The 14075-nt window shown below is 26.6% G+C and carries 12 protein-coding genes, 2 pseudogenes and 1 other annotated feature; of the genes and pseudogenes, 13 read left to right on the forward strand and 1 reads right to left on the reverse strand.

The features are described from left to right. The coding region (locus HUJ77_RS09550) for a hypothetical protein (RefSeq protein WP_291708358.1) at positions 1-208 on the forward strand (208 nt) is incomplete at its 5' end. A gap of 198 nt (positions 209-406) precedes the next feature. Further along, complete coding sequence (locus HUJ77_RS09555; protein WP_291708359.1) at positions 407-2746, forward strand: TIM-barrel domain-containing protein; 2340 nt, start codon at positions 407-409, stop codon at positions 2744-2746. Positions 2747-2809: 63 nt separating this feature from the next. Here the strand turns inward: HUJ77_RS09555 and HUJ77_RS09560 are convergent, their stop codons facing one another. Then, entirely contained in the window at positions 2810-3466 is a 657-nt protein-coding gene (locus tag HUJ77_RS09560) for an NAD(P)H-dependent oxidoreductase (protein WP_291708360.1), read from the reverse strand. 195 nt (positions 3467-3661) lie between these two features. Here HUJ77_RS09560 and HUJ77_RS09565 point away from each other — a divergent pair, with 195 nt between their 5' ends. The 11 genes and pseudogenes from HUJ77_RS09565 to HUJ77_RS09615 form a co-directional block, all read left to right on the forward strand. Beyond that, positions 3662-4135 carry a glutathione peroxidase gene (locus HUJ77_RS09565; protein ID WP_291708361.1) on the forward strand — a complete coding sequence of 158 codons (474 nt, stop codon included), beginning with the start codon at positions 3662-3664 and terminating at the stop codon, positions 4133-4135. Between the two features lie 93 nt (positions 4136-4228). Then, positions 4229-4660, forward strand: a complete 432-nt coding sequence (locus tag HUJ77_RS09570) for a MarR family transcriptional regulator (protein ID WP_291708362.1) — start codon at positions 4229-4231, stop codon at positions 4658-4660. 154 nt (positions 4661-4814) lie between these two features. Next, positions 4815-5540: a pseudouridine synthase gene (locus HUJ77_RS09575; RefSeq protein ID WP_291708363.1), complete on the forward strand. Its 726-nt coding sequence runs from the start codon at positions 4815-4817 to the stop codon at positions 5538-5540. A 9-nt stretch (positions 5541-5549) separates the two neighbouring features. Further along, positions 5550-6092, forward strand: coding sequence for a class I SAM-dependent methyltransferase (locus tag HUJ77_RS09580; protein WP_291708364.1), 543 nt, complete (start codon positions 5550-5552; stop codon positions 6090-6092). A gap of 135 nt (positions 6093-6227) precedes the next feature. Then, complete coding sequence (locus HUJ77_RS09585) at positions 6228-7124, forward strand: MurR/RpiR family transcriptional regulator (RefSeq protein ID WP_291708365.1); 897 nt, start codon at positions 6228-6230, stop codon at positions 7122-7124. Positions 7125-7239: 115 nt separating this feature from the next. Continuing rightward, positions 7240-8460, forward strand: a complete 1221-nt coding sequence (locus HUJ77_RS09590) for an NAD(P)/FAD-dependent oxidoreductase (RefSeq protein WP_291708366.1) — start codon at positions 7240-7242, stop codon at positions 8458-8460. A 79-nt stretch (positions 8461-8539) separates the two neighbouring features. Beyond that, positions 8540-9187 carry a (d)CMP kinase gene (gene cmk / locus HUJ77_RS09595; RefSeq protein ID WP_291708367.1) on the forward strand — a complete coding sequence of 216 codons (648 nt, stop codon included), beginning with the start codon at positions 8540-8542 and terminating at the stop codon, positions 9185-9187. 24 nt (positions 9188-9211) lie between these two features. Further along, positions 9212-11119: pseudogene (locus HUJ77_RS09600) on the forward strand (bifunctional 4-hydroxy-3-methylbut-2-enyl diphosphate reductase/30S ribosomal protein S1). A 112-nt stretch (positions 11120-11231) separates the two neighbouring features. Further along, entirely contained in the window at positions 11232-12152 is a 921-nt protein-coding gene (locus HUJ77_RS09605) for a GNAT family N-acetyltransferase (protein ID WP_291708368.1), read from the forward strand. Between the two features lie 102 nt (positions 12153-12254). Beyond that, complete coding sequence (gene miaB / locus HUJ77_RS09610; RefSeq protein ID WP_291708369.1) at positions 12255-13589, forward strand: tRNA (N6-isopentenyl adenosine(37)-C2)-methylthiotransferase MiaB; 1335 nt, start codon at positions 12255-12257, stop codon at positions 13587-13589. Between the two features lie 98 nt (positions 13590-13687). Continuing rightward, positions 13688-13937 (forward strand) — a binding site (T-box leader). A 42-nt stretch (positions 13938-13979) separates the two neighbouring features. Continuing rightward, positions 13980-14075, forward strand: a pseudogene (locus tag HUJ77_RS09615) (Lrp/AsnC family transcriptional regulator); the annotation flags it as partial.

Below are 14075 nucleotides of genomic sequence, written 5' to 3' on the forward strand. Positions count from 1 at the left end.
TAATATATTATTAATGATTAAAAGGAGTTTTATATGGAAAATCCCTAAATTAACCCCTGTAATAATATTTTTAATCTGTTCAGCCATTAATGACAATTTAAATTACATTACTTATTTAAATAGTAGATATAAAAATAAGATATGCAACATAAATAATGAAAAAATAAAAAAGGTAACAAAAGATATCATAAAAGATTTATTGAAATAATGCTAAAAGGCCTTAAGTATTAATATTTCTTAAGACCTTTTAGCATTATTAGGTAAATAGATATTAAAAAAATACTAATATATTAAAACAGCAATTTTATTATATTATTTGCCGTAATAATCCAAGAAATACAATTATTTTTATTTTATAATATATTTATTAACAGTAAGTTATTTATTTGATTATAGAGGTGATAAAATGTTTGGAAAATTAAAAGGGTATAGTGTAAATAAAAATGTAATTACAATAGATTATGACAAAATTAAAGCTACTATCAGTATTATTAATGAAGGAGTAATTAATTTCTTTATTCCTGTTTACAGAAAAGAAAGAAACTCAAAAGCAGTAGAGGAAATTAATTATACCAATGTAGACTTTTCTATTGAAGAAGAAGAAAGCAGTATTATTTTAAAAACAAAGAAATTAATACTAGAGATAAAAGATAATTTTATAGTCAATATTTATGATAAAGATAGAAATATATTATGTAGAGATTATGATGGTAAAAGAGAACCCTTTGTAAGGCATGGAAACAATTTATTTTTAGCAGAAGAGGAAGGCCATAATCTTAATGGACATCAAGATTATAAAATTTTTGTTCCAAAGATTATGGAAGATAATATGTATTTTTATGGGCTTGGTGAAAGAACAGGCTCTTTAAACAAAAAGGGATATCATTATAAAAATTGGAATACAGACGATCCAAGTCCTCATGGTGAAACTTTTGAGCAATTATATAAATCAATTCCATTTTTAATTTCTTTAAAGGATAATAATGCCTTTGGTATCTTTTTTGATAATCACTTTGAAACTCATTTTGATATGGGAAAAGAAAATTCTAAGTACTATTATTTTTCAGCAGTAGATGGAAATATTGATTATTACTTTATATATGGCCCAGAGGTTAAAGATGTAGTATATGAATATACAAACTTAACAGGAAAAACTCCTCTTCCTCAAATGTGGACATTAGGTTACCAACAATGTAGATGGTCATACACCCCTAAAGAAAGAGTTCTAGAAATAGCAAAAGCATTTAGAGAAAAAGGTATTCCATGTGACACACTATATTTAGATATAGATTACATGGATGATTTTAGAGTATTTACTTGGGATAATAAAACCTTTGAAAACCCTAATGTATTTATAGATGAACTTAATAAATTGGGGTTTAAGGTAGTTACTATTATAGATCCTGGCGTAAAGATAGATAAAGATTATAGTATATATTCTCAAGGAATTAAAAATGATTATTTTGCAAAAGATAAGGATGGAATAGTATATAAAAATAGAGTTTGGCCTGGGGATTCAGTATATCCTGATTTTATGAATTCAAGAACAAGAAAATGGTGGTCTGATAATCAAAAAATTATGATTGATACTGGTGTATCAGGTATATGGAATGATATGAATGAGCCTGCTAGCTTTAATGGTCCTTTACCTAATGATGTGACTTTTAATGAAGATGGGTTAGAAGTTACACATAAAGAAGTTCATAATGTATATGGACATATGATGTGTAAAGCTACTTATGAAGGAATAAAGGAAGCTACAAATAAAAGACCTTTTGTAATTACTAGAGCTTGTTATTCTGGAACTCAAAAATATTCAACTATATGGACTGGAGATAATCAAAGTACTTGGGAACATTTAAGAATGTCAATTCCTATGCTAATGAATTTAGGTTTAAGTGGAATGGTCTTTTGCGGAACAGATGTAGGAGGCTTTGGACATGATTGTACTGGAGAACTATTATCTAGATGGGTTCAAGTTGGTACCTTTACTCCTTTATTTAGAAATCATTCAGCAATGGGTACTAGAGAACAGGAACCTTGGGCCTTTAATAAAGAAACAGAAGAAATTAATAAGAAATATATAAATCTTAGATATAAATTAATTCCATATTTGTATAATTTAATGTGGAAGAGTGAAAGCACAGGTGCACCAATTATTAGGCCTCTTCTATTTGAATATCAATATGATAATAATACTTATGAAATAAATGACCAATTCCTTTGTGGAGATAGTATCTTAGTTTCACCGGTATTGGAGCAAGGAATGAGACAAAAACTTGTTTATCTTCCAAAGGGAAATAATTGGATAGACTATTGGACAGGTGAGAATTATAATGGAGGGCAATATATAATCAAAAATTCTCCTATAGATATTTGTCCTATATTTATAAAAGAATCTTCAATTATTCCAATGGGGGTTAATCAGAATTATATAGGTGAAGTAAATAATGATGAACTAACTCTAAATATATACTTAGGAGAAGAGGGCAAAGACTTTAGTTATACCCATTATAATGATGATGGTGAAAGTTTTGAATATAAAGAAGGAGTATATAACCAATATGATATAAAGGTTTCAAATAAGGATACTATAAATATATACTTTACAGTTAGTAAAAATAATTATATTAATAAATATTCTAAAGTTAAATTCATATTAAATAACTTAAAAGAAGAGAAGAGTATATTTATAAATGGTAAAAAAGTTGTTTTAAATAATAATATGATAGAATTTAATATATAATCAATAAATGCTAGTAGGTATAAAAATCTACTAGCATTTATATAAGTAAATAAAAAATTAATATTATTTAACAAATTCAACTACATCATTAAAGCTCCTTCTTGTTTTAGGGATAGGAGTATCATTTCTATATCCTAATGTTAGCATACAAGCTATATTAAAGTGATTAACATCTAAAAGATTTCTATCACTTAAAATTTTTGTTACTGCTTCAGAATCATAACCACCTATTGGACATAAATCTATTCCAAGTAAAGCAGAAGTAGTTATCATAGTTCCAAAAGCTATAAATGCTTGTTCTCTTGAATAATGTTTCATTTCATTAGCATCATTCTTATATCTATTATCATTTACACTTTTTATAGCCCTTAATAGATTTTCTGCCATTTCTTTTGGTAAGTGTTTATCTTCATAAAATAACTTATTTAAATATTCAGAATCTGCCTTTAAATCATTTGCAGTCCTATTTAATATAATTAATAAATGACTACAAGTAGGAATTTGCTTCTTTCCACCTAAGGCTACAGTAGCTAATTCATTTTTTAATTCCTCATTAGTTACAACTAAAAACTTCCAAGGTTCTATTCCAATTGAACTAGGTGATAATCTACCACTTTCAAGTATTAATTTTAAATCTTCATCTTTAATTTTCTTATTTTTATCAAATTCTTTACAAGAATATCTGTTCTTTAAAGAATTTAATATTTCAATATTATCCATATAAAAACTCACCTTATTAAAATTATAAATATAGTATGATTTAATTATACTCCATAAAATTCCTTATAAAAATATTTAAATATATATTAGATGATTATTTACTTACTGTAGTTGACTAAAATATTTAAAAGATATAAACTAAAATTAGTTGCATACAATTTAATTTTAATAAATATATAAATGGAGGAAAGTTAAATGAGTTTTTATGATTATTCTGCCAAAGATATAGATGGAAAGGAAAAATTAATGAGTGATTACTCAGGTAAGGTTGTTTTAGTTGTTAATACTGCAAGTAAATGTGGTTTTACTCCTCAATTAAAGGAGCTTGAAGATTTATATAAAGAGTATAAGGATTCAGGATTACAAGTCTTAGGGTTTCCTTGCAATCAATTTCTAAATCAAGAACCTGGTGATAATAAGGATGTTAAAAACTTCTGCCAAATTAATTACGGTGTTACATTTGATATGTTTGAAAAGATAGAAGTTAATGGAAGTAATGCTCACCCAATATATAAATACTTAAAAGATCAAGAAAAGGGAATACTTACTAAAGATATTAAATGGAATTTCACAAAATTCTTAATTGATAGGAATGGAAATGTAGTAAAAAGATATTCACCAACTACATCCCCTTTAAAGATAAAAGAAGACATAGATAAAATGCTATAAAGTAAAATATATATTGACATAAATAATTTTAAAATGTAAAATCAATTTAATTTAGTAAAATTAAATTTGATACTTATATTGTAGGTGAAAAATATGAATGAATATAGTGGTCTAAAATTAGATAACCAATTATGTTTCTCTTTGTACGCTTTATCAAGAGAAATAATTAAATTATATAAGCCTTTATTGGATGAATTGAACTTAACCTATACTCAATATATAGTAATGCTTGTATTATGGGAAGAAAATAAAGCAAGCGTAAAGCATATTGGAAACAGGCTACACCTAGATTCAGGAACTTTAACTCCTTTATTAAAAAAACTAGAGGCTATGGAGCTTGTAAAAAGGTATAGAGATCAAAGTGATGATAGAGTTGTTATAGCTGAACTAACTGAGAAGGGTTATTCTCTTAAAGAAAAAGCTGTAAATATTCCTAATAAAGTATTATGTAGCATTAAACTTCCGGTGGAAAAAGCTGTTAATTTAAAAAATAGCTTAGATGAGTTATTGCTTAACTTAAAATAGTTTTAGATATAAACTAATAATTATGTATTAATAATTCAATCCTTTTCTTTTAGAGCTGTTCTATGCAGCTCTTTTTATATGAACAAATTTATTGCACAAAACATCATACTAGAGTACTATATTAAGTGTTTATTAAAAAATCGGAGTGATTAATATGGAAGAAAGATTACAAAAATATATGGCTAGATGTGGGGTAGCATCTAGGAGAAAGTGTGAAGAAATCATACTTAGTGGAAATGTTAAAGTTAATAATAAGCTAGTTAATGAACTAGGAGTTAAAATAAATTCAGAAGTAGACATAGTTTCTTATGAGGGTAAAATAATTAAGCCAGAAGAAAAGAAGCTTTATATTATGCTTAATAAACCTGAAGGATATATTACTTCTGTTAAAGATGAAAAAGGAAGAAAAACTATTTTAGATTTAGTTAAAGTGGATGAAAGAATTTATCCAATAGGCAGACTAGACTATGATAGTTCTGGATTAATCCTATTAACTAATGATGGTGATATATATAATAAAATAATTCATCCAAGAGTTAAAATGGGGAAGAAGTACATAGTATTATGCAAAGGTGAATTTAGTAAAGAGGAACTTAATAGATTTGAAAATGGTATAGACATTGGTGGATATGTTACTGCAAAAGCAAAAATAGAGGTTATAGATAAGGAAAAGTGCAAAAATAATTCTATTAATACCTTAGTAGAAATTACAATCCATGAAGGTAAGAATAGGCAAATAAGAAAAATGTGTGAAGCACTTAATCACCCTGTAATTTCCTTAAACAGAATATCTATTGGAGACCTTAAATTAGGTTATTTAAAAAAGGGTGAATGGAGATATTTAACAGAAAATGAATTGAAATACTTAAATTCATTGTAGAGGTGCAGTATGTTTAAATATGTAGGTAATATTAGTGACTTATCACATTATATAATTAAAGATTTTGTTGAGAATAAAAATGTTGCAATAGATGGAACTTTAGGAAACGGATTTGATACTGATTTCTTAGCATCTTTATTTCATAAGGTTTATTCCTTTGATATTCAAAAGGAGGCTTGTGAAAATTATATAAAGAATAATAAAGAGAATGTTAATATAATAAACGATTCACATCATTTATTAAAAAACTATGTAAATGAACCAGTTGATTGTATTATGTATAATTTAGGATTTCTTCCAGGTGGAAATAAAGAAATAACAACTTTACATGAAACTTCATTAGAAAGTATTAAAGCTGGGTTAGATTTATTAAACAGTGGTGGAATAATGACAATTTGCATTTATAGAGGTCATGATGAAGGTAAAATAGAAGAAACTTGCATTTTAGATTATCTTAAGGATCTACCAAAAAATAAGTTTGGAGTAATGATTCAATCTTATTTAAATAGGCAGAATGTCTCACCTTTATTAGTTATAGTTGAGAAAAAATAAAATTGACAACTTAAAAATATAAAGGAAGTTTTTATAGTAAATATATAACAAAATGAAATAATTATTGATGAGTTATTCAAAAAATGCTAATATATAATTAACAACTTTTAGTTTTATTGAAAAGAAGGGATACGGATGGATACTAATCTTAATGACAACTCAAAAGATTTGATGCGATTAATACAATCAAGGTTCCCAAGATTGAGTAAAGGACAAAAATTAATTGCTGAATATATTTTAAAAAGCTATGATAAAGCAGCTTTTATGACTGCGGCTAAACTTGGTGTATCTGTAGGCGTTTCAGAATCAACAGTAGTTAGATTTGCAAATGAACTTGGTTTTTCAGGATACCCTAAGCTTCAAAAGGCTTTACAAGAACTTATAAAAAATAAACTTACTACAGTACAAAGATTAGAGTTATCAAATGACTATATAAGTGAAGGATACGCTCTTAAAGGAGTTCTTAAAGCTGATATGGAAAATATAAGAGCTACCTTAGAAAAAATTAATTATAATACCTTTGAAGAAGTTGTAAAAAAAATATTCGAAGCAAAAAGAATATATATAATTGGGCTTAGAAGCTCTACAGCTTTAGCAGAATTCTTAGGTTTTTATCTTAATATAATTTTACAAAATGTAAGAACTGTTGGAAATGGAATATCAGATATTTTTGAACAAATGATTAATTTAGAAGAGGGAGATTTAGTTATAGGAATAGGTTTCCCAAGATATGCTTCAAGAACAATTGATGCTTTAGCTTTTGCTCAAGATAGAGGTGCTAATGTTGTAGCTATAACAGATAGTCTTTTATCTCCTTTAGCTGCCAAAGCAGACTATTCATTAATAGCACAGAGTAATATGGCTTCCTTTGTTGATTCTTTAGTTGCACCATTATCTGTTATTAATGCATTAATAATAGCTGTAGGTATGAGAGAAAAACAAAGTATTACTACTACTTTTAATAATCTGGAAGAAATTTGGAAAGAATATAATGTTTATTCTTATAATAACAAAAATGTTGCTGATGATTAAATATGATATTTTATAATGACGACCATTATTTGGTCGTTTTTTCATTTATAAAAGTTGAATTTAATAATTTTAAATGATATATTTATTAAGACAAATTAACGCTTGGAGGATTGTAATGAAAAAAGTTATAGTAATAGGAGCAGGCCCAGCAGGGATGATGGCGGCTATAACAGCCTCAAAAAATAATAAGGTTATTTTACTTGATGGAAATGAAAAGGTCGGTAAAAAGCTATTCATTACAGGAAAAGGTAGATGTAATGTAACAAATAGTAAGGATATATCAGAGTTTTTTGACTTTATTCCAGGAAATCCTCACTTTTTATATAGTGCATTATATTCTTATACAAATGAAGATACCATAAGCTTTTTTGAATCTCAGGGAATAAAGCTAAAAAATGAAAGAGGGGGTAGGATTTTTCCTGCTTCAGATAAATCTTCAGATATAATAAAAGGATTAATGAAAGAAATAAATAAAAATAATATAGATCTAAAGTTGAATAGTCTTGTTACTAATGTTAAATTTAGTAATAATACAATAGAAGCTGTAGAAATTAATAATGAATACTACATAAATGGAGATCATTTTATTATTGCAACTGGTGGAGTTTCCTATCCTTTAACTGGATCTCGTGGTGATGGAATAAAGTTTTCAAAATCTCTTGGACATAATATAATAGATTTAAAACCATCATTAGTTCCAATTGAATTAAAGGATAAATGTATAAAAGACTTAACTGGTTTAACTCTTAAAAATATAGAAATATCTCTATATAATGGTACCTCAAAAAAACCTATATATAAAAATCAAGGTGAGATGCTATTTACCAGTTATGGTTTATCAGGACCAATTATTTTAAAGGCTTCAAGATATATTGAACAGGATAAAAGCTATTATTTAAATATAGATTTAAAACCTGCTCTTACTTATGATGAATTGGATAAGAGAGTACAAAAGGACTTTAAGAAGTATATAAATAAAGATTTTAAAAATTCTTTAGATGAGCTACTTCCGCAAAAATTAATACCTATAGTTATTTCCTTATCTAGTATTGAAGAAAATAAGAAGGTTAATGAAATAACTAAAGAGGAAAGAAAAAATTTAGTTAACTTAATTAAAGGCCTAAAGTTATCTATAAAAGGCTTAAGACCAATAGAAGAAGCAATAGTAACTTCAGGTGGAGTAGATACTTTAGAAATAGATCCATCTACAATGAAATCTAAATTAATAAATAATTTATCCTTTGCTGGAGAAGTTATAGATGTGGATGCTTTCACAGGAGGATACAATGTTCAAATTGCATTATCTACTGGTTATTTAGCTGGAAGCAATATATAATATACTTGTTAAAAATATATAATAATAATATNTAATTGATATGAAAATGTTTTTCAAAGACGAAAGGTGGAATACTATTTTGAGATTATCAGTTGCTATAGATGGACCAGCTGGAGCTGGTAAAAGTACAATTGCAAAATTAGTTGCCAAGAATTTTGATTTAATGTATATAAATACAGGAGCAATGTACAGAGCTGTAGCTTTAGTAGCTAAAGAAAGAAACATAGGGGATACTGATGTTGATGCATTATGTGAAATAATAGATTCTTTTGATATGAAATTTGAAAATGATGATTTAATTTTAAATGGAGAAAATATTCAAGAAAAGATTACTATGCCAGAAATTAGTGGTATTGTTTCTAAATATGCATCAATAAAAGAAGTAAGAAGTAAATTAGTAAAACTTCAAAGAGAGATGTCAAAGAAATTTGATGTTATAATGGATGGAAGAGATATTGGTACTGTGGTATTAAAAGATTCAAAGTTTAAGTTTTTCCTAACTGCAACTCCAGAAGCTAGAGCTGAAAGAAGATATAAAGAATTAAAAAATAGAGGGTTATCAGTAGATTATTCTACTATATTAGAAGATATAATAAAAAGGGATTATATTGATAGCCATAGAGAAATTGACCCGTTAAAAAAGGCTGAAGATGCTATTGAAATAGATACAACAAATCTTTCAATTGAGGAAGTTGTTGAAAAGATATCCCTAAGTATAAAAAAATAAAAATATAATCTTAGGAGAATTGATATGAGTAAAGTTATTTTAGCAGAAAATGCTGGATTTTGTTTTGGAGTACAAAGAGCTGTTGAAGAGGCTCTAAAAGTAAAGAAACAATACGATAAGAAGATTTATACATTAGGACCTTTAATACATAATAATGATGTTGTTATGTATTTAGAAGAAAATGATATTTATGCAATTGACTATAATGATATTGACCAATTAAATGAAGGTGATGTAATAGTAATTAGGTCTCATGGAGTATCTAAGGAAGTTACTGAAAACCTTGAAGCAAGAGGATTAGAAGTTGTAAATGCAACATGTCCTTATGTTACTAATATACACAAGAAAGTTAATAAGTACTCAGATCTTGGATATAATATAGTAATACTTGGTGATGACAAACATCCAGAAATCATTGGGATTAATGGATGGTGTAATAATAGTGCTATTATTACTAAAGATGGTACTTTTAACGAAAAATTACCAAAGAAGATATGTGTTGTATCTCAAACTACAGAAAAAGAAGAAACATGGAAAAATACAGTAAGTAATTTATCGTCTAACACTAAAGAATTATTAGCATTTAACACTATTTGTTCTGCTACAGAAGTAAGACAAAAGAGTGCTAATGAATTATCTAAAGATGTAGAGACTATGATTGTAATTGGAGGTAGAAATAGCTCTAATACTACTAAGCTTTATCAAATATCAAAGGCAAATTGCCCTAATACAATTCATATTGAAAATTCTAAAGAACTTACAAATGAATTTATTAAAGAAAATAGAGGTAAAAAAGTTGGGATTACTGCAGGTGCATCTACTCCTGACTGGATAATTAAAGAAGTAATTGATATTATGGAGGGAAAAAACTAAATGGAAGATCAATTAAAGCTAATGGACGAAATGGATAGAAGATTTAGAATTGGTGATGAAATAAAAGGTGAAGTTTTATCTATAGGAAGAGATGAAATTACAATTTCTTTAGTTGGATATAAATCTGACGGAGTAATACCTTTTAAAGAATTAACATCTGAAGAAAATTTAGAATCATACCTTGAAAAAATAAAGGTAGGAGATGAAATAACTGCTAAAGTTATAAAATTAAAAAATGAAGATGGTAATGTAGTTCTTTCAAGACTTGAATATGAGAAAAAAGAAACTTTAAGGGATTTAGAAAATAAGTTTAACAACAAAGAAAACTTTAAGATTAAAATCAAAGATGCTATAGAAAAAGGATTAATAGGTTACTATGATGGAGTAAGAATTTTTGTTCCTTCATCACAAGTAGATATTAGATTTTCTAATGATAGAAGCAATTTAGTAGGTACTGAATTAGAAGTTAGATTAATTGATTTTGCGCTAGGAAATCCATTAAAAATAGTTGCATCAAGAAGAGTAATTCTTGAAGAAGCTAAAAAAGTTGTAGAGGATGCAGCTTGGGAAAATATTAAAGTTGGCGAAGTAGTAAAAGCAGAAATTAAGAGATTCACTAACTTTGGAGCATTTGCTGATATAAATGGAGTAGATGGATTAATTCATTTATCACAAATATCATGGAATCATGTTAAGTCAGCTGAAAGCGTACTTAAAAAAGGTCAAATAGTTGATGTAAAGATTATTGAAGCTGATAGAGAAAATAATAGAATTTCTTTAAGTATTAAAGCTTTAACTCCAGAACCATGGAGCAATATTGAAGAAAAATACCCAGAAGGTTCTGCTGTATTAGGAAAAGTTGTTAGAATTAGTGACTTTGGTGCTTTTGTAGAATTAGAACCAGGAGTAGATGGATTAGTCCATATTTCTAAGATAAGTAATGAAAGAATAAACAATCCAGCTGATGTATTAACTATAGGCGATGAAGTAAAAGCTATAATTCTATCTGTTGATGCAGAAAATAAGAAAATTGCACTTAGTATTAGAGACGCAGAATAATATTTTTAGGTCACATATAACTTTATATGTGACCTTTTTTATTTTTATTATTATATTGACCAAAGTATCTAATTAGAAATATACTTATTATATAGTGATTAAAAGGGGTAATATGGTAATGTTGGAAAAATTGTCTTTTAATAATATGGATGTGTTTAAAGATCTTTATACTAAAAACTTTAAAGAAGATAGTTATAATAAAGATTTCTTTAGATGCTATGAAGAACAGAATTTTTTAATTAAATATATTTATAGAAAGTTTATTAAGCTTATAAAAGTAGATGATAATTATATAGGATATATATGGTATGAAGGTGGATATGGACAATATATAAAAGTATGGGCATTATATATAGATGCTGATTTTAAAGATTTAATTAATTATTCAACTTTATCATATTTTGATAAGAATATTCTTTCCTATGAAGAAATAGATTCCCTAAGAACAAATATATTATTAGACAAATTAGGATTTAGCAAAGAAAATTACACCTTATTATTAAAAATGAATATTACTAATTATGACTATAACGTATTGCATATACAATTAGAAAATGAAAAACAAAATAATTTTAAATATAATATGAATAATAATAATTATGCTGATGTTTCTATTAGAAACTTAAATGCAAGTAAGGATGAAATTCTACGTTGTAATATACAAAATGATATTTTTGCTCAATTAGATAGAAAACCACTAAATGTAGATGATATTTATGCTGATATGACTCAAGATTATTATATACAAGATCTCTGCTTTTTTGGAATGATTAATAATGACTATATTGGATATGGTCAAATTATATTTAATAGAAATATGTACACAATCGTTAATTTCGGTATAGTTTCTAAGTATAGGGGTAAGGGCTTAAGTAAGATATTTCTAAACAAAATAATTTATGCTGCTAAAAATTATGGCATAGATGAATTATTCATAAGAGTAGATTCAACTAATTTAAAAGCTATAAATTTATATAAAAGGGTAGGCTTTAAGGAAGTTAATAAAATTCTTGTTTGGGAAAGAAAAGTTTAAAAATGTAAACTATTATCAAATTTTATTATACCTATTTAAAAAAGCAAGTATTTTTATTATAATGTTACTGGAGAAAATATAATTCTATAAAGGAGAATACTTATGAAGGAAGAAATAAAGGATTTAAAGTATTATATTGAGACATGGGGATGTCAAATGAACGAGGAAGATTCTGAAAAATTATCTGGAATGCTTAAAAGTATTGGTTATAGTAAAACAGATAATTTAAAGGAAGCTGGAATTATTATATATAATACTTGTTGTGTTAGAGAAAATGCAGAAAATAAGGTGTTTGGGAACTTAGGTGAATTAAAACACTTGAAAAAAGAAAATCCTGATTTAATAATTGCTATTTGTGGTTGCATGATGCAACAAGAAGGAATGGCAGATAAGATTTTAAAGAAATTTTCTCATGTTAACATAATATTCGGTACACATAATGCTTATAAGTTTCCAGAATACTTAAATAGAGTAAAAACTGAAGGTGTTCAAGTTAGAGAAATATTTAATAAAGAAGAAGAGATTATAGAAGGAGTACCAATAGATAGGGAAAGTTCTGTTAAAGCCTTTGTAACTATAATGTATGGATGTAACAATTTCTGTACATATTGTATAGTTCCTTATGTAAGGGGTAGAGAAAGAAGTAGAAAATCAGAAGATATTATAAATGAAATTAAAGATTTAGTATCAAAAGGTTATAAAGAAATTACACTTTTAGGACAAAATGTTAACTCTTATGGTAAAGGCTTAGAAGAAGATATAGATTTCGCTAAGCTTTTAAGAAAGATAAATGAAATAGATGGCTTAGAAAGAGTTAGATTTATGTCACCACATCCAAAGGATCTAACTAAAGATGTTATATTAGCTATAAAAGAATGTGATAAATTATGTGAGCAAATACATTTACCTGTTCAAAGTGGATCAAGTAAAATTCTTAAGAAGATGAATAGAAATTATACTAAGGAATCTTATTTAGAATTAGTTGACTTAATTAAAAAGGAAATTCCAGATGTAGCTATAACAACTGATATTATTGTAGGATTCCCTGGAGAAACTGAAGAAGATTTCTTAGATACATTAGATTTAGTAAATAAAGTTCAATATGATTCAGCCTTCACATTTATTTATTCTAGAAGAAATAATACACCAGCTGATATGATGTTAAACCAAGTTAAAGATGAAGATAAACATCATAGATTTGATAGATTAGTAAAGGCTGTTAATGAAAGTGTTATTAGTAAAAATAAAGCTTTTGAGGATAAGATAGTAGAAGTTTTAGTTGAAGGTCCAAGCAAAAATGATGAAAGCAAATTCACTGGAAGAACAAGAAATGGAAAACTAGTTAATTTCTCTGGTGAAAATGTTAATATTGGAGACTTAGTAAATGTTAAAATACTTAGAGCTCAACCATTCTCATTAATAGGAGAAGTTGTATAATAGTAATTTAAAAATTTATATTAAATTTATCTAGGTTTTCCGTATAAAATCTATTGAAAAATTATAAATTTATTATTATAATATAAAAAAGTAATATTTAAAAGATAGTGATAAGGAAGAGTAGTTTAACTAAACATTAAAGAGAGCTAAAGTTAGGTGAGAGTTTAGTATGGTATGTTAAATAAAGCAGCCTTTGAATCTCATATTGAAAAATAAGAATATATTTCTTAATTAGATATTGACGGCTTTCTCCCGTTATAGAGAATTGAATATAAATATATTCATAATGAGTGAGTAAATATTACTTATTAGGGTGGTACCGCGGAAGCAATGTCCTTCGTCCCTTTTTTGGGATGGGGGACTTTTTTTATTTTTAGGGAGGTATATAAAATGGATGAAATTTTAGAAGTATTAGAAAAAAATAGTAGATTTAAAGATGAAGAGATAGCTACTATGACTGGAAAAACTGTAGAAGAAGTTAGAGAA

It is taken from the genome of Clostridium sp. (genome assembly GCF_021443865.1).
GTDB lineage: Bacteria > Bacillota > Clostridia > Clostridiales > Clostridiaceae > Clostridium.

What these genes read in the sequence shown, in the direction of transcription:
- HUJ77_RS09565 (WP_291708361.1), top strand. Translation starts at nt 3,662, where the DNA reads ATGAGTTTTTATGATTATTCTGCCAAAGATATAGATGGAAAGGAAAAA.
- HUJ77_RS09560 (WP_291708360.1), bottom strand. Translation starts at nt 3,466, where the DNA reads ATGGATAATATTGAAATATTAAATTCTTTAAAGAACAGATATTCTTGT.
- miaB (WP_291708369.1), top strand. Translation starts at nt 12,255, where the DNA reads ATGAAGGAAGAAATAAAGGATTTAAAGTATTATATTGAGACATGGGGA.
- HUJ77_RS09555 (WP_291708359.1), top strand. Translation starts at nt 407, where the DNA reads ATGTTTGGAAAATTAAAAGGGTATAGTGTAAATAAAAATGTAATTACA.
- HUJ77_RS09605 (WP_291708368.1), top strand. Translation starts at nt 11,232, where the DNA reads ATGGTAATGTTGGAAAAATTGTCTTTTAATAATATGGATGTGTTTAAA.
- HUJ77_RS09575 (WP_291708363.1), top strand. Translation starts at nt 4,815, where the DNA reads ATGGAAGAAAGATTACAAAAATATATGGCTAGATGTGGGGTAGCATCT.
- HUJ77_RS09580 (WP_291708364.1), top strand. Translation starts at nt 5,550, where the DNA reads ATGTTTAAATATGTAGGTAATATTAGTGACTTATCACATTATATAATT.
- HUJ77_RS09590 (WP_291708366.1), top strand. Translation starts at nt 7,240, where the DNA reads ATGAAAAAAGTTATAGTAATAGGAGCAGGCCCAGCAGGGATGATGGCG.
- HUJ77_RS09585 (WP_291708365.1), top strand. Translation starts at nt 6,228, where the DNA reads ATGGATACTAATCTTAATGACAACTCAAAAGATTTGATGCGATTAATA.
- HUJ77_RS09570 (WP_291708362.1), top strand. Translation starts at nt 4,229, where the DNA reads ATGAATGAATATAGTGGTCTAAAATTAGATAACCAATTATGTTTCTCT.